This is a genomic window from Macromonas bipunctata (assembly GCF_002837135.1).
In the GTDB taxonomy this organism is placed as follows: Bacteria; Pseudomonadota; Gammaproteobacteria; order Burkholderiales; family Burkholderiaceae_C; genus Macromonas_A; species Macromonas_A bipunctata.
In genome coordinates this window covers 1-16,369 of sequence record NZ_NWBQ01000016.1, presented here as the reverse complement: position 1 = coordinate 16,369, position 16,369 = coordinate 1, and the positions used below count along the sequence as shown (strand labels likewise).

The 16,369-nt window shown below is 63.9% G+C and carries 13 protein-coding genes and 2 tRNA genes; 6 read left to right on the top strand and 9 right to left on the bottom strand.

Going from position 1 to position 16,369, the window contains the following annotated elements; genetic code table 11:
• Positions 1-224: 224 nt before the first annotated feature.
• The 6 genes from rimO to CON76_RS02385 all read right to left on the bottom strand — a co-directional run bounded on the left by rimO (position 225) and on the right by CON76_RS02385 (position 7,505).
• Positions 225-1,619 (bottom strand): 30S ribosomal protein S12 methylthiotransferase RimO, encoded by a 1,395-nt coding sequence (rimO, locus tag CON76_RS02410; protein ID WP_101101732.1) that lies wholly within the window; start codon positions 1,617-1,619, stop codon positions 225-227.
• Positions 1,620-1,633: 14 nt separating this feature from the next.
• A complete protein-coding gene (gene phaR, locus CON76_RS02405; RefSeq protein WP_240592727.1) occupies positions 1,634-2,176 on the bottom strand; it encodes a polyhydroxyalkanoate synthesis repressor PhaR in 543 nt (180 codons plus the stop codon).
• A gap of 61 nt (positions 2,177-2,237) precedes the next feature.
• Complete coding sequence (locus CON76_RS02400) at positions 2,238-4,016, bottom strand: ABC transporter ATP-binding protein/permease (RefSeq protein ID WP_101101728.1); 1,779 nt, start codon at positions 4,014-4,016, stop codon at positions 2,238-2,240.
• 118 nt (positions 4,017-4,134) lie between these two features.
• Positions 4,135-4,211 (bottom strand) — tRNA-Val (locus tag CON76_RS02395).
• An 82-nt stretch (positions 4,212-4,293) separates the two neighbouring features.
• Entirely contained in the window at positions 4,294-6,576 is a 2,283-nt protein-coding gene (locus CON76_RS02390) for a RelA/SpoT family protein (protein WP_101101726.1), read from the bottom strand.
• Complete coding sequence (locus CON76_RS02385; protein WP_101101724.1) at positions 6,573-7,505, bottom strand: alpha/beta fold hydrolase; 933 nt, start codon at positions 7,503-7,505, stop codon at positions 6,573-6,575. The genes CON76_RS02390 and CON76_RS02385 overlap by 4 nt, the downstream gene beginning before the upstream one ends.
• 128 nt (positions 7,506-7,633) lie before the next feature.
• Here CON76_RS02385 and CON76_RS02380 point away from each other — a divergent pair, with 128 nt between their 5' ends.
• Complete coding sequence (locus CON76_RS02380) at positions 7,634-8,404, top strand: 3-hydroxybutyrate dehydrogenase (protein ID WP_101101722.1); 771 nt, start codon at positions 7,634-7,636, stop codon at positions 8,402-8,404.
• Positions 8,405-8,416: 12 nt separating this feature from the next.
• On the opposite strand, the gene thiD is transcribed toward CON76_RS02380, so the two are convergent.
• Positions 8,417-9,283 (bottom strand): bifunctional hydroxymethylpyrimidine kinase/phosphomethylpyrimidine kinase, encoded by an 867-nt coding sequence (gene thiD / locus CON76_RS02375; protein WP_101101720.1) that lies wholly within the window; start codon positions 9,281-9,283, stop codon positions 8,417-8,419.
• Between the two features lie 83 nt (positions 9,284-9,366).
• On the opposite strand from thiD, the gene CON76_RS02370 reads away from it, so the two are divergent.
• The 5 genes from CON76_RS02370 to CON76_RS02350 all read left to right on the top strand — a co-directional run bounded on the left by CON76_RS02370 (position 9,367) and on the right by CON76_RS02350 (position 12,617).
• Positions 9,367-10,494, top strand: a complete 1,128-nt coding sequence (locus tag CON76_RS02370; RefSeq protein WP_101101718.1) for an FAD-dependent oxidoreductase — start codon at positions 9,367-9,369, stop codon at positions 10,492-10,494.
• Positions 10,495-10,514: 20 nt separating this feature from the next.
• Positions 10,515-10,712: a sulfur carrier protein ThiS gene (thiS, locus tag CON76_RS02365; protein WP_101101716.1), complete on the top strand. Its 198-nt coding sequence runs from the start codon at positions 10,515-10,517 to the stop codon at positions 10,710-10,712.
• Positions 10,713-10,743: 31 nt separating this feature from the next.
• Positions 10,744-11,556 (top strand): thiazole synthase, encoded by an 813-nt coding sequence (locus CON76_RS02360; protein WP_101101714.1) that lies wholly within the window; start codon positions 10,744-10,746, stop codon positions 11,554-11,556.
• A gap of 17 nt (positions 11,557-11,573) precedes the next feature.
• Entirely contained in the window at positions 11,574-12,494 is a 921-nt protein-coding gene (locus tag CON76_RS02355) for a thiamine phosphate synthase (protein ID WP_101101712.1), read from the top strand.
• A gap of 47 nt (positions 12,495-12,541) precedes the next feature.
• A tRNA-Asn gene (locus CON76_RS02350) sits at positions 12,542-12,617 on the top strand.
• Positions 12,618-12,661: 44 nt separating this feature from the next.
• On the opposite strand, the gene CON76_RS02345 is transcribed toward CON76_RS02350, so the two are convergent.
• Positions 12,662-14,080 carry a TIGR03032 family protein gene (locus CON76_RS02345; RefSeq protein WP_101101710.1) on the bottom strand — a complete coding sequence of 473 codons (1,419 nt, stop codon included), beginning with the start codon at positions 14,078-14,080 and terminating at the stop codon, positions 12,662-12,664.
• 29 nt (positions 14,081-14,109) lie between these two features.
• The gene (locus CON76_RS02340) at positions 14,110-16,191 is read right to left on the bottom strand and encodes an O-linked N-acetylglucosamine transferase, SPINDLY family protein (protein WP_101101836.1); all 2,082 of its coding nucleotides are present in this window, start codon (positions 16,189-16,191) and stop codon (positions 14,110-14,112) included.
• Between the last annotated feature and the right edge of the window lie 178 nt (positions 16,192-16,369).

Below are 16,369 nucleotides of genomic sequence, written 5' to 3'. Positions count from 1 at the left end.
GAGTCCTCTCCTGGGCACCAAACATTCAAGGCTTGCAATCTGCAAGCTTTTTTTGTTTTCCGGCTTCAAAAAGCCAGGCATAGCCCCCAAAGCTGGGAGCACAGCATCATGACGGCGGATAGGGGCACGAGGCACAATGCGTCGCCCTGCCCTGACGTCCAAAAGAACACAAGGGGTTCAGCGGTCTGCACCGCTGAACCAGGCCCATCACATCACGCCAGCGATCACACCACCTGGCCGACGAGGTCGTGGCCTTCGGCGCCCACGATGCGCACCTTCACAAAGTCGCCGACCTTGTAGGTCTTGCTGGCTTTTTCTGGCGGCAACAGGCGCACGGTGCCGTCAATTTCCGGTGCGTCGGCGTAGCTGCGGCCCACGCCACCCTTCTTGCCCAGGCTCACCGCCTGATCGACCAGCACTTGCATGGTGGCCCCGACGCGGCGTTGCAGCTTGGCCACCGACACCTCCTCGGCCACCGCCATGAAGCGGGCCTGGCGTTCGGCGCGCACCGCATCGGGCACGGGGTTGGGCAGCTCGTTGGCGGTGGCGCCTTCAACCGGGGAATAGGCAAAACAGCCCGCGTGGTCGATCTCGGCCTCGCGCACAAAGTCCAGCAGGTGCTGGAATTCCTCTTCCGTCTCGCCCGGAAAACCGGCAATGAAGGTGCTGCGGATCACGATCTCGGGACACAGCTCGCGCCAACGCTGGATGCGTTCGAGGTTTTTCTCGCCGCTGGCCGGGCGCTTCATGCGCTTGAGCACGTCGGGGTGGCTGTGTTGCAGCGGCACGTCCAGGTACGGCAGGCACAAGCCTTCGGCCATCAACGGGATGATGTCGTCCACGTGCGGGTATGGGTACACGTAGTGCAGGCGCACCCAGGCGCCGTGGGCACGGGCCAGCTCACCCAGCGCACGCACCAGATCGTACAGCTTGGTCTTGATGGGTTTGCCATCCCAGAAGCCGGTACGGTATTGCACATCCACGCCGTAGGCCGAGGTGTCCTGGCTCACCACCAGCAGTTCTTTCACGCCCGCCTCGAACAGCTTGCGCGCTTCGGTCAGCACGTCGCCAATCGGGCGGCTGACCAGATCGCCGCGCATGGACGGGATGATGCAGAAGGTGCAGCGGTGGTTGCAACCTTCGCTGATCTTGAGGTAGGCGTAGTGGCGCGGCGTGAGCTTGATGCCTTGTGGCGGCACCAGATCGACAAACGGGTCGTGCGGCTTGGGCAGGTGCTGGTGGACGGCTTCCATCACCTCGTGGGTGGCGTGGGGGCCGGTCACGGCCAGCACCGCGGGGTGCATCTGTTGTACTAGGTTGCCACCGCCCTCGCCCGCGCGTGCGCCCAGGCAGCCGGTGACGATGACCTTGCCGTTTTCGGCCAAGGCTTCGCCGATGGTGTCCAGGCTTTCGCGCACGGCATCGTCAATGAAGCCGCAAGTGTTGACGATGACCAGATCGGCGCCCTGGAAGGTCTTGCTGGTTTGGTAACCTTCGGCGCTGAGCTGGGTCAGGATCAGTTCGGAGTCGGTCAGGGCCTTGGGACAGCCCAAGCTGACAAAGCCCACTTTGGGCGTGGTGGGTACGGCAGCGCCCACAGAAGAGGTGTCGGTAATCATAGGCGGGGATTGTCTCAGGTCGTGGGGCCGGAAGTGGGGCTGCGCTTGAGGCCAAAGGTGCTGAGCATTTGCTCCTGCATCTGCGCCAACGCGGACTGGGATTGCTCCAAGTAGCCGCTCATCAGACTGGGTTGCATGGGCGCGGGTACCCCCATAAAGGGCTGCCACAGCTCGGGCTTGAGCGAAGTTTGGGCCGCCATTTTCTGCTGCAAGTCCATGAAAATTTGCAGATTTTTTTCCAGATAGGAGCCCATGAAGCCCTGCATGGAGTTGCCGTAGAAGCGGATCAGGTTGGCCAGCATCTGCTCCGAGAACAGCGGCACACCCGCCGTTTCCTCTTCCAGGATGATTTGCAGCAGGATGCTGCGGGTCAGGTCTTCGTTGGTCTTGGCGTCACGCACCACGAAGGGTTCACTGTTCATCACCAGTTGCTTGATGTCGCTGAGCGTGATGTAGGTGGAGGTGTGGGTGTCGTACAGGCGACGGTTGGGGTATTTTTTGACAACGCGCACACTCTCGGAAGGATCGGCCACGGGTTCGGCCTGAACGGTTTGCACAACAAAGCTCCTGACATTAATGTACAAGTAAGATTCGATAGTATCCCGCATGGCGTGCTGCTCAGAGCCAGCGGTAGGTGGCGGCGCTGTGCAGGCACCAGGAGCCGTCGCCGGGCAGCTCCAGCACCTGCCGGTGGTAGCCCAGTACTGCGGGGCGGTGGCTGACGCTGATGGGGGTGATGGACAGGGCGGCCAACTGGCTGTAGAGGCGTTCCTCGTTGGCAGTGTCCAGGGCGCTGGTGGCTTCGTCCAGCAGCACGTAGCGCGGCTTGGCCAGCAGGGCGCGCGCAAAGGCCATGCGCTGCTGCTCGCCCACCGACAGCACCTTGGCCCAGTCCAGCACCACGTTGAGGCCGCCAAAGCGGTCGGCCAGCGTGGGCAGGTTGACGCGTTCCAGCCACTGCAGCAGTTCTTCGTCCGAAATGGGCCGGTTGACGTGCGGGTACAGCAGTTGCTCGCGCAAGCTGCCCGGGGGCAGGTAGGGCTGCTGCGGCAAAAACAGCATGTCGGGGTCGGCGGGGCGCTGCACCTCGCCCGAGCCGGTGTGCCACAGGCCCGCCATCACACGCAGGATGGAACTTTTGCCGCTGCCGCTGGCGCCCACAATCAGCAACCCCGCCCCGGGCGTGACGGCCAGCGTCAGCGCCTGCACCAGCAGGTGTTCGCGGTTCGGGGTCAGGATGGTGACGTGCTGCAGCGCAATGTCCACGTGTGGCAGCGTGACGATACGGGCGGCAGCGGCCACCGGAACGGCGGCGGGGGCGTTATCCGGCGCGGGCTGGCCCTGCTCCCAGGCTTCGGCATCGGCCTGGCGTTGCAGCGTGTCGGCAAAGTCGTGCAGACGGTCCACGCCGGCCGAGAAGCGGCTCAGGCCCTCGAAACGCTCCACGATCACCGTCAGCGCGCTGAGCATGGCGGCAAACGCACCCGCCGCCTGCACGGCACGGCCCACCTCCATGCGGCCCGACAGCACGTCGTCGGCCACGATCACGCTGGGCAGGATGATGGTGAGAAAGCTGTGCGCGTACTGGAACAGGTTGAGCTTGAACTGCCAGCGCAGCACTTGCTGGTAGTTCTGCTGCAGCGCGGCAAACAGGCGCTGCAGCACCGACATCTCGCGCGCCTCGCCACCGTGGAAGGCGATGGGCTCGGCGTGCTCGCGCACACGCACCAGGTTGAAGCGGAAGTCGGCCTCGCGCTGCAGCTGCCGGAAATTCAGGCCAATCAGGCGCCGCCCGAACACGGTGGCGGTAAAGAAGGTGCTGAACACCGCGTACGCCAGCAGAAAATACACCAGCCCGCGCGAGATGCCCCACAGCACGCTGGCAAACGCCACCAGCTGGGTGGCCGCACCCAGCACGATCATGGAAAAGTACAGCGACTGCTGCGTGAAGGCGTTGATGTCCTCGGCGATGCGCTGGTCGGGGTTGTCCAGCCCGGCCACGGCGTTGAGCCGGTAGTAGGCGCGCTGCTGGAAGTAGCGTTGCAGGAAGTGGTCGGTCAGCCAGCGCCGCCAGCGCAGGCCCAGGGTGTCGCGCACGTAGTAGTACAGCGCGTAGATGGGCACCCCGGCCAGCAGGATCAGGGTGTAGCGGTAGATGGAGACCCAGAAGCGGTCAGGATCGCGCGCGGCCAGCGCGGAGGTGAATTCGCCGCTTTCGTGGTTGAACCAGACGCTGAACGCGGTCTGGCCCAGCAACAGCACCATCAGCAGCAGCAACAGGCCGCGCGCGCGCCAGCGTTCGTCCGAGCGCCAGTATGGCGCCGCCATGGCCACAAAACGGCGCCACAGCCGCAGGTTGAAACCGGAAGGCGCGTTGGGGTCGGGAGTCGGGTGCATACGGTGCGGCGCCACAGAAACAAGGAAAGGAAATGCGGTTGTAACGCGTTTGACCGCGCTGCGGCACCCGGCAGGCAACAAAAAACCCTGCTTTTTTGCAAAAGCAGGGTTTTGAATCTGGTAGGCGCGATTGGACTCGAACCAACGACCCCCACCATGTCAAGGTGGTGCTCTAACCAGCTGAGCTACGCGCCTGGGTCGGTAACAAGACTCGTATTGTAGAGCAATTTTGGGCCGTTGCACACACCGCAGGGTTTTTTTGTGGCCCGACGCAGTTTCAGCGCCGCCGCACCACCTGCACCCCCGGCACATCGGCCACCGCCGACATGACGCGCGAGACACGCAGGGCGTCGGTCACTTCCACGGTGAAGGTCATCCAGGCCACCCCCTTGACAGACTGGGTCTGCACGCCGGTGACGTTGATCTTCTCGCGCGCAAACACGTCGGAAATGTCGCGCAGCAGGCCCTGGCGGTCGTGCGCCTCCACCGCCACGTCCACGGGGTAGAAGGCGGCCTCGACCCCCTTGCCCTTGTGGCCGCTCCATTGCACGTCGATCACGCGGTCGGGATGCTTGCGCGCCAGGTGGGCAAAGTCGCCGCAGTCGCTGCGGTGGATGCTCACACCTTTGCCCCGCGTGACGAAGCCCCGGATGTCGTCGGGCGGCGCGGGCTTGCAGCAGCGCGCCAGCTGGGTCAGCAGCGAATCCATGCCCACCACCAGCACGCTGCCGCTGGGGGGTTTGTCCTCGCTGCGGGCTTTTTTCAGCACCACCTCGTCGGGGCTGGGCAGAGGCTCGGGCGGCTTGAGCTGCTGCTCCACCGCGCGCAGGGTCAGCTCCTCCTTGCCGACGGCCTCGAACAGGGCGGGGGCGCTGGGGTAGCCCAGGCCAGCGGCCAGGTCGTCGAGCCGCAGGGCGGTCTTGCCTTCGCGCTGCAGCAGCTTTTCAACCGCGTCGCGGCCACGGGCCACGTTTTCCTCTTGCGCCAGCGCGTTGAACCAGGCGCGCACCTTGCTCTTGGCGCGGTGGCTGACGAGGTAGCCCAGGTCGGCATTGAGCCAGTCGCGCGAGGGGCCGCCTTCCTTGGTGGCGATGATTTCCACCGTCTGGCCGTTTTGCAGCGGGGTGTTGAGCGTGACCATGGCGCCATCGACGCGCGCACCCCGGCAGCAGTGGCCCAGCGTGGTGTGGACGGCGTAGGCAAAATCGACCGGGGTGGCGCCGGTGGGCAGTTCGACGATGGCAGCGTGGGGCGTGAGCACGTAGATGCAGTCGTCGAACAGGCCCTTGGCGCCACTGAGGTCGCGCTGCCAGTCCAGCAACTGGCGCAGCACGGCGATCTTGGCGTCGTAGTCGGAGCTGGCCGAAACGCCGGCGTAGCCTTTCTGGCCCGCTTCCTTGTAGGCCCAGTGCGCGGCCACGCCGTGTTCGGCGTGGTCGTGCATGGATTGGGTGCGGATCTGGATCTCGAAGGCGCGGCCCTGCGCGTCGCGCACCACGGTGTGCAGCGACTGGTAGCCGTTGGGCTTGGGTTTGGCGATGTAGTCGTCAAATTCCTCCAGCACCGGGTTGAAGTGGGCGTGGACGTGGGCCAGCACGCCGTAGCAATCGTCAATCTCGGGCACCACCACGCGCAGCGCGCGGATGTCGAACACCTGGTTGAAGTCCAGCGCCTTGCCGCGCATCTTCTTGACGATGCTGTAGATGTGCTTGGGCCGGCCTTCGACCGAGGCGGCAATGCTGTGCTCGCGCAGGTCGTGTTCCAGTTGCTGGCGCACCTGCTCGACGTGGCTCTCACGCTCGATGCGTTTTTCGTCCAGCAGGCGCGCGATGTGCTTGTAGGTGTCGGGCTCCAGGAAGCGGAACGCGAGGTCTTCCATCTCCCACTTGATTTGCCAGATGCCCAGCCGGTTGGCCAGCGGCGCAAAGATGTGCAGCGACTCGCGCGCCAGCCCGGCTTCGGGCAGGCATTTGGCGGCGGCGTGGTAGCGCAGGGTCTGCAGGCGCGAGGCCAGCCGCAGCATGACCACGCGCAAATCGCGCGAGAACGCCAGCAGCATCTTGCGCACATTTTCGGTCTGGCTGGCGTCGAGTTCGGACAGCAGCGCGCGCGGCAAGGTGCCGTCTTGCAGCGCCGCTTCGCGCTGGGCCTGCACCTGCACCGCCTTGCGCCGCGCCTGGCGCTGCAGTTGCACCAGTTTGGTGGTTTCCACCGCGAGCTGGGCAAAGTTGTCGCCAAAGGCCTTGGCAATCACCTCATGCGGGCGGTTGAGGTGCTGGCAGGCGTACACCAGGTAGGCGGCGGCCTGCATCTCGGGCGTGCCGCCCATGATGGCCAGGATGTCCACCATGGCGTCGACGTGGGCCAGGATGTTCTCGCCGGTGTCCAGGGTTTCGTTGGCCAGCAGCGGCTCGGCAAAGGCCCGCGCGCGCGCCAAGGCGTTGGCGCTGTGCGGGGTGCCAGCGGCCACGGCGGCGGCAATGGCGGTCACGCAGCCCTCGGACGGACGGGCGCCAGTGTGGTCGGAGTCAGACGGGGCAGGGGCAAAAGGGTCGGTCATGGGGCCAGGAGGAAGTCGGTCACAGCAGCAACCTGCTCGGGCTGCACCAGGGTGGGGGCGTGGCCCACGCCCGCAAATTCGACGCAGCGTGCGCGCGGCCCGCGCTCGGTCATGGCGCGGGCGGTGTCGGCGTGCAGCAAATCGGATTCGGCGCCGCGCAGCAGCAGCGTGGGCGCGGTGATGGCGTCGTACAAGCGGCCCAGCAGGGCGTTGCCCTCGGCACCGGCGCTGTCCTGGTCGGGCACGGTGGCGCGGAACGGCGCGGCGATGGCGGGGTCGTAGTGCAGCGCCCAGCCCTCGGCGGTGGAGCGCAGCATGGGGCGCGACAGCGCCAGCCATTGCTCCGGCGTGTGCGGGCCAAAGCCGGGCGAGACCTCGCGCAGGTAGGCCACCGCCGCTTGCTCGCTGGCAAACACGGGCGCGTTGCCCACAAAGTCGGCAATGCGCTGCAGCGCAACCAGCGGCAGCTGGATGCCTACGTCGTTGAGCACCAGGCGGCGCAGACCCATCACGGGCAAAGCGGCCAGCGCCATGCCTATCAGCCCGCCCATACTGGTGCCCACCCAGTCGATCTTGAGCGTGGCCGGGTCGTGGCCGGTAGTGCCGGCGTAATTTTGGCGCAGGTGGCCCAGCAGCACCGCCAGGTCGGTGGCGTAGGTCGGAATCTGGTACGCCATCGGGTCGTCGAGCCAGTCGCTGTGGCCCCGGCCCGCCACGTCCACGCACACCACGCGCGCCTGCGGTGCCAGGGCGGCGGCCAGGGTGTCAAAGTCGCGGCTCTGGCGCGTCAGGCCATGCACGCACACCACCACGTGATCGGGCTGAGGGTGGCCGGTGGCGTTCCAGTCCCACCACGCGATGCGGCGCTCGGTGCTGTTTTTGGCGTGAGGACCGGGCACGTCGAGGTATTGCAGGACAGGTTCTAGCATGGGGGCCTTTCTCCGGGGGTCGGAACAGTAGCATGGGGTGGCACCGCAACGGTACCATCTGCCATCATTTCACAACAATGTTGTCTGATAATGAATGCGTCAATCGTAATGGATCAGGAGCAATTTTCATGCTAAAAAACAAGACGGCTTTGGTCACGGGTTCCACCAGTGGCATTGGTCTGGGTATCGCCAAAAGTCTGGCGCGTCAGGGCGCCAACATCGTGCTCAACGGTTTTGGCGACGTGGAGGCGGCCCAGGCCGAGATTGCCGCCCTGGGCGTGCAAGTTCTGTACCACGGCGCCGACATGAGCAAGCCCGAGGAGATTGAAGCCATGATGGCCGCCGCCGCCGCCCGCTTTGGCCGGGTGGACGTGCTGGTCAACAACGCGGGCATCCAGCATGTGGCGCCGGTGGAGGAGTTTCCGCTGGCGCGCTGGGACAGCATCATCGCCATCAACCTGAGCAGCGCCTTTCACACCACGCGCCTGGCCCTGCCCGCCATGAAGGCCGCCAACTGGGGCCGCATCATCAACGTGGCGTCGGCGCACGGGCTGGTGGCCTCGGCACAGAAGGCGGCCTACGTGGCGGCCAAGCACGGCGTGGTGGGCCTGACCAAGGTGGTGGCCTTGGAGACCGCCACCACGGGCGTGACCTGCAACGCCATCTGCCCGGGCTGGGTGTTGACGCCGCTGGTGCAAAAACAGCTCGACGACAAGGCCGCTGCCCAAGGCATCAGCAACGAGGAAGCCACGCAGCAGTTGCTGCGCGAGAAGGAGCCGTCGCTGCAGTTCACCACGCCCGAGGAGCTGGGCGAGCTGGCGGTGTTCTTCTGCTCGCCCGCCGGCAACAACGTGCGCGGCGTGGCTTGGGCGATGGACGGCGGCTGGACGGCGCAGTAATTTTCGATTGTTCTACCGCTGCGCCACTGCGCGCAACGGCAGTGGCGCGTGGGCGTGATTCAGCGGGCCATGCCCCTGCCCGGTCTGCACCTGGGCACCGGCGGCAATGGCAGCGCGCACATAGGCGTGCGCCGCCGTGACCGCAGCGGGCAGCGCCAGCCCCAGCGCCAGCTGCGCCGCAATCGCCGACGACAGGGTGCAACCCGTGCCATGCACGTTGCGGCTGGCAATGCGTGGCCCACTCAAGCGCAACCAGTCCGCGGCGGGCTGACCTGCGATGGCCAGCACATCGGTCAACACCTCGCCGCCCAAATGGCCGCCCTTGAGCAGCACCGCGCGCGCACCCAGCGCCAGCAGGTCGGTGCAGGCGGCGTCCATGTCGGCCAGCTCGCGCACCGGGCGGCCCAGCAGCAGGGCGGCTTCGTCCAGGTTGGGGGTGATAACGGCCACGCGGGGGAACAGTTCCTGCACCAGCACCGACACCGTCTCGGCTTGGATCAGCGCGTCGCCGCTGGTGGCCACCATCACCGAATCGAGCACCACGTTGGGCAGCGCGTAACGGTCTATGGCCTGCGCCACCACGCGCACCACTTCGGGCGTGTGCAACATGCCGATCTTGACCGCGTCGATGCCGATGTCCTCCACCACCGCCGCCATCTGCTGCGCCAGAAAATCGGCGGGCACGCCGTGGATGGCGCGCACGCCCTGCGTGTTCTGCGCCGTCAGCGCGGTGATGGCGCTCATGCCATAGCAGCCCAGCGCGCTGAAGGTTTTCAGGTCGGCCTGGATGCCGGCGCCGCCACCCGAGTCGCTGCCCGCGATGGTGAGCACGCGGGGGTAATGCGGCTGGATGTCGGTCGGAGGGGTGATGGAAATCATGGGCAAATTATCGGCCAGCGCACGGTGTACGGGTTTGACGCGGCGCAAAGCCCACACCCAGCCGCTGTGATGTAATTTGCCCCATGTCTTCTGCAAGCCTTTCCTCACGTCCTCCGGTGTTGATTCTGGGTGCTGGCCTCATGGGCCGCTTGCTGGCGGTAACGCTGGCGCAGGCGGGCCACCCGCTGCGTGTGGTGGATGCAGGCCCGCCCGATGGCAGCCACGCCGCCGCGCGTGTGGCCGCCGCCATGCTGGCGCCACTGGCCGAATCCGCCGTGACCGAGCCCAACGTGGTGGCGATGGGCCAGTACGCGCTGCACCGCTGGCCCGCGCTGCTGGCCCCGCTGGCGGCGCCGGTGTTCTTTCAGCAAGAAGGCACGCTGATCCTCTGGCACCGCCAAGACACGCCGGAAGCCCAACGCTTCCAGACCCAACTGGCCCGCACCGGCCAGGCCCTGCCCAGCTTGCCCACGCCCCAACCCGTCCACGGCGCCGAACTGGCCGAAGTGGAACCCGCCGTGGCGCAACGCTTCCACCACGGCCTGTACTTGCCCGATGAAGGTCAACTAGACAACCGCCAGTTGCTGCAAGCCTTGCTGGCCACGCTGCAACAACTGGGCGTGCAAGTGGAATGGAACACCACCCTGACGCTGGAACAGGCCCAGGCCGAACAACAACGCCGGGGTGGTTGGGTGCTGGACTGCCGGGGCCTGGGCGCACAGCCCGACTGGGGACAGCAGCACAACCAGACACAAACCCTGCGCGGTGTGCGTGGCGAAGTGGCCCGCCTGCACGCGCCCGACGTGACGCTGCGCCGCCCCACCCGGCTGCTGCACCCGCGCTACCCGATCTACATTGCGCCCAAGCAAGACCACATCTTCGTGATTGGCGCCACCGAGATCGAGACCAACGACACCTCACCCGCCAGCGTGCGCTCGGTGCTGGAGCTGCTGAGCGCGGCCTACGCCGTGCATCCCGGCTTTGGTGAGGCGCGCATTCTGGAACTCAACACCCAGTGCCGCCCCACCCTGCCCGACAACCTGCCCGCCGTGCGCGAGAGTGCGCCGCGGGTGCTGCACATCAACGGCCTGTACCGGCACGGCTTCATGATCTCGCCCGCCGTGCTGGACGCGGTGCTGGAATGGATGCACCACGGCACCACCCAGACCGCCCAGCGCCTGCAGCTGCGCTTTGACACGCTGCCCGCCTGAGACGCCCATCACCCTACGCCATGCAAGTCCTCATCAACCAGACCCCGCACGAACTGCCCGAAGGCGCCACCTTGGCCGACGCGGTGGCCGCCCTGGCCGCCGGTGGCCCGTTTGCCGCCGCCATCAACCTGCAGTTTGTGCCCAAGACCCGCTACGCCCAGACCCCGCTGACCGACGGCGACCAGATCGAAATCATCGCGCCCGTGACCGGCGGCTGATGCACCCTCCCCCGCTTTTGACGCCATCGACATGACCCCCTTGAACCCCACACCGTCCGCCGACCCATTGCTGCTCTACGGCGAGACCTTCCACAGCCGCCTGCTGCTGGGCACGGCGCGCTACCCCTCGCCCGCCGTGCTGGAGCAGGCCGTGGCGCGCGCCCAGCCGTGCATGCTGACCGCATCGCTGCGCCGCCAGGGCGCCACCGGGCTGGACGCCAGCCAGGGCTTCTGGCCCCTGCTGCAAAGCATGGGTGTGCCGATGCTGCCCAACACCGCCGGTTGCCACAGCCTGCAAGAGGCCATCACCACCGCCGAAATGGCGCGCGAGGTGTTCGAGACCGACTGGATCAAGCTCGAACTCATCGGCGACGACTACACCCTGCAACCCGACACGCTCAACCTGGTGCAGGCCGCCGAACAGCTGATTCAAAAAGGCTTCAAGGTGCTGCCCTACACCACCGACGATCTGGTGCTGTGCCAACGGCTGGTGGATGTGGGTTGTCAAGCCGTGATGCCGTGGGCCGCGCCCATCGGCACGGGCAAAGGCCCCATCAACCCCTACGCCCTGCGTACCTTGCGCGAACGGCTGGACGTACCGCTGATTGTGGACGCGGGCTTGGGCTTGCCCAGCCACGCTTGTCAAGTGATGGAATGGGGCTTTGATGCGGTGTTGCTTAACACCGCCGTGGCGCTGGCACAAGACCCCGTGGGCATGGCCGGTGCCTTTGCCGACGCGGTACGCGCTGGTCGCCATGCCTTTTTGGCCGGGGCCATGTCCCCCCAAGAAGCCGCCCAACCCAGCACCCCCGTGCTGGGCACCCCGTTCTGGCACCACGCCTGACCCGCAGACACCGCACCATGCACACCAGCATCGATTTGATCGCCTCCATCGTCGCCCAGCATGCCGCGCTGGGTTTGCCCAGCAACGTGAATGCCTGCGCCACTGCGCCCGAAGACACCCCTTATGGCGTGGCCTTTGCTGCCGCACGCCGCCTGGGTTTCATCCCCGCCGATGCCCATTGCGTGGCCCAAGCCTGGCAACGCCAGACCGAGCGCACCGCCTGCTTTGACACCGCCGCCTGGCCCTGTACCGCGTCCGACTTTGATCTGCCCCCCATGGCGCAACGCCCCAATGCCTTTGCGCCCTGCCCGCACGCCTTGGGCCTGTACACCGTGCTGCCCAGCGCCGATTGGGTGGCCCGCATGGCCCAAGCGGGCGTGCCCACGTTGCAACTGCGCTTCAAATCGGGCGATGCCGCCGCCATTCGGCACGAAATCCGCGCCGCCGTGACCGCCGTAGAAGGCACCCCGAGCCTGCTGTTCATCAACGACCACTGGCGCGAAGCCTTGGACGCTGGGGCCTACGGCATCCACCTGGGGCAAGAAGACCTGGACACCCTGCGTGCCGACGAACTCGACACCATGCGCCAAGCCGGTGTGCGGCTGGGCTTGAGCACCCACGGCTATGCCGAAATGCTGCGTGCCGATGCCGTCGGCCCCAGCTACCTGGCGCTGGGCGCGGTGTTCCCCACCACGCTCAAGGCCATGCAAACCCCGCCACAGGGATTGGGCCGCCTGCACGCTTACGCGCGGCTGCTGCACGACCGCCCGCTGGTGGCCATTGGCGGCATTGCCCAAGAACACCTGCCCCAAGTGGCGGCCAGCGGTGTAGGATCGTTCGCCGTGGTGCGGGCCATCACTGGGGCGGAACACCCCGAACAAGCCGCGCAGCAATTGCAAGCCGCGTGGCAACACTGCCGCGCCAGCGCAGAAATTTAAGCCCCCTGGCCAAAGCCCCACAAAATCTGTCTATAATTTGCGCTTATTCCTCGATAGCTCAGTCGGTAGAGCGCCGGACTGTTAATCCGTAGGTCCCTGGTTCGAGCCCAGGTCGAGGAGCCATATCCCTGAAAAAAGGTTCAGCACACGCTGAACCTTTTTTTGTTTCAACCCACATTACCAGCCAACCGCCCCACCCGCTGTTGCAAATGGTTGAGTAAGCTGGTACGAACAGTTTGTTGCTTGTCTTCGGCGTACGTCGGTACCACGTACAACGACAGCACCTCGGCCTGAACCGTACCATCTGTGGCGGTAAAAATTTCAGCAATGGCCAAACCCACCATTTGCCCGCCTACCGAAGCTGAAGCTCCGACCAACTCACCGCGCTGAGGGTGTTGCTGCCAGCGCGCCTGCAAACTGGGAGCGGTCATGGCATCGTAGGGCTTGAGGTTTTCTGCCGTCAAGTTGTGTACCTGCTGGTATTGCACAGGTTGTTCTGTTTCAGGCAGGCCCGCCGTACGCGGGCGGGGAACAAGGCTGGCGGAGTTGATACCTGGCTTGGCCACCACCACACCGGGCCCGCCAGGGTAGGTAATCAGGCGCTCAATGTCGTCGCTTTGCAGCCCAAGCGCGCGCGGCTGACGCACACCCGGCAGGGCCACCACGTCAAACAGCTCATCCACCAAAGTGTGAAACAGCAAGGATTCCACCACTTGGCCATTGCGCAAGTCCACCACCACCAAGCCGCAGCGGGCCTGCTCTTGTTGTTCTTGCAGGCGCTGTTCGAGTTGCAAGCCGCCAAAGCTGCTGGAGCGCAGCTTGGACAATCCGACCACCGCATAAGGCCCCACAAAGGCCAGCCCGCGCACAAACCCCGACAAAAAGCACAACGGCACAAAACGGCCACCTTCCACATGACCCAACTCGCCCGTACCAGCGTTGAGCACCCACAACCGCCCCTCGTGCCAACGGGGTGAATGGGGCATGGACAAACCTGTGGCCACCACTTGGTTGCTGGGCAAATGCAAGACCACCCCGCCAGTTTGCCGCACGCTGCGCCAGCCTGCTGGCTCGTTGGTGGCACTGCAAGCGGTGGCATAGGTAGGTTGGCCACCGCGCAATGCCAAACCGTTCAAGTGGCAGCGGTCTTCTGCCGCCAGCTTGTTGATGAAGGGCGGTTGCCACAACGGTTCAAAGCTGTGTGTAGGATGCAACCCCGCCACACAACTGAAATCGGTGTTGACAAATACCGTCTGACCACTGCTATCAACCACCACTTCGTGGGCGTTTACATCACCTGTGGTGTGGGCTTGACGTGGCACATACAATTGGTCGGCCCCTTCGTGGGTTTGACCGGGTTGCAGCACATTTTTAAGTTGCCATATTTGGTATTTGGTAGCCACTGTGAGGGTGTCGTTGTGCCAGTACAAACCCATGGGACGGTCAAACAGCCGTTCGTGTATGGCCAAGCGCCCCATTTCTGGTTTACGCCCAATAAAGAACACACGGTTGCTTTGGTAGGTACTGCACACCAAGCTGACATTGTGTGCCGCCAACCAGTCGTAAAAACCGGCAGATGCCTGCATCTCTAGGGCAGGTGATGTGGAATGGTTGTTCAAAGGGTACTTTCGGTGGATGTTTGCGTGCACCACTGGCCCCACAAGTGGCGGTAAGCATCTTCCAACGCTGCAACAAAGCGTTGGGGCTGGAACAAAGGCGCAGACGGTAGGTTGTGGGTCAATCGTGCTTTCAACTCGGCGCAGGCTTGTGGTGAACGCCCCAGTGCAACCGCTTGGGCGACGTAGGCCGCAGTATCGGTACACACCAAATCAGGCAACCCGACTGCATGCAACAAACTGGCTCCCATGCGGGTAACGTAGTGTTCGCCCGGACAACTCAACAGCGGCAACCCCGCCGACAACGCCCCCACAGCGGTGGCTCCTGCGTTGTAAGCCGGTGTGTCCAAAAACAAATCGGCCATGCGGTAGAGAGCCAAGTATTCAGCGTGATCGCGTTTGGTAGCAAACACCAGCCGTTGTGGTGCTATACCCGCCTCTTGCGCGGCTTGTTGCAAACGTTGGTTGCTGCCGTTTTTGCCTCCATCAAGCAACCACAACACGCTATCGGGCACAGCGTGCAAAATCTGCATCCACACAGCAAACACAGCGGGATCGATTTTTTGGATGCCGTTGAAACAACAATACACCATACCCTGTTCGGGCAGCCCCAGTTCACTGCGGCTCCAAGTTGTGTCTGCCACGTGCATAGGCTCGGCGGCCCAAGCGTTGGGTAAGCGGATGACGTTTTCGCTGTAACGGTCAGCGTGCGTGGGTGGAACCAAGTGTGTATCGGCCAATATGTGGGGTAAAAAATCCGCTCCCAAAGTGCCCGGATAGCCCATGTATTGCACTTGCACAGGCGCAGGCTTGAGCGCAGCCACCAAAGTACGGCTGTGGGTGGTATACCCTGCCAAATCCACCAAGATGTGAATACCATCGGCATAAATACGCCGCGCGATGTCTTGCGCCGCTTTGGTGCTCACGTCTTCAAAATGATCGCACCCTTGGCGCACACGTTCGGTCCAAGGATCGGACATTGGCGTGAGGCTGTACGCAAAAATTTCAAAATCTGGCCTGCTGTGGTGTTGGAACAACCCAGCCAACAATGTACCCACGGCATGGCACCGAAAATCTGGCGACAGGTAGCCCACCTTGAGCCGCTGAGGTGGTACCGATGGCATGGAATGTGAAAACGTTACCCCCAACGCTGCCGCTTGGCGCTTGAAGTACGCCGCCGTACGCTCGGCCAATGGCAACAAAAAATCGGCATCCACAGGCAAGGCAAGCGCACTCAACAAAGGCAGCGGATCGGGCTTTTCCAGTGTCAGGTAGTGCTGTAACGACCGCTGCAACCCCTCTTGGTAAACCGCTTCATTGGCCCAATCGGCCTGTTTGCGTCGCAGGGTAGCCAGTTGCAAGTGCAGCCGGGCATCGTTAGGGTCTTCGGTCAATGTTTTTTCGTAATACGCCCTTGCACTGTCGAAATTCCCCAAATAATCGTCCAACTGTGCCAAATTGTAGGCGGGCAATTTGAACTCTGGCTCCATTTTGAGCGCACGCAAATAGCTCTTGCGGGCCAGTTCAGGGTTGCCGTAATGCTGCAATACGGTGCCCAAACTGTTGTAACCGCGTGCCGATGGTTCCAGGCGCAAAGCTTCACGGTAATGCCGCACCGCACGGGTAAAGTGCCCGGAGTTTTGGCACAAATCGCCATAGTCCAAATGCAAATCGGCTTGTTGCGGCTTCAATTGCAAAGCCTGCCTGAACGCGCCCTCCGCTTGTGGGTACTTGCCCTGCTGCATGGCCAGTTTGGCCAAATTGTGGTGTGCCAGTACAAAATCTGGCTGCAACGCGGTGGCCCGCTCAAAACAGGCCATGGCCCGCTCAGGCTCACCTTTAATCTGCCACAAGCTGCCCATGTTGCAGTGCAGAACCGCCTTGCTGGGTGCAATTTTCAAGGCCCGCTCATACATTTGCATGGCGGCATCGGTATCGCCTTGGGCTTGTAAGGCGTTGGCCAAATTGTTAAGCGATGGCAGATGGTTGGGCTGGTGTTTGAGCGCCGCCTGAAAATGGGCAATCGCCAAAGCGGTATCGCCCTGACGGCGAGCTTGACGGCCCGCATCAAATTCAGCCATGACCATGTTAGGTAACGTGGATGCCATTTTTGAATGATTTTTCATTTATTCATCAATAAAGAGATCGTGGCTGGTGATGAGAAAACACCCAAGCCAAATGTCTTGGGTGCCCACCTCAATTGGTATGAAATTACAACACCAAACTGTCCGCTGTCATCGCACCCACCCCCACCAACAC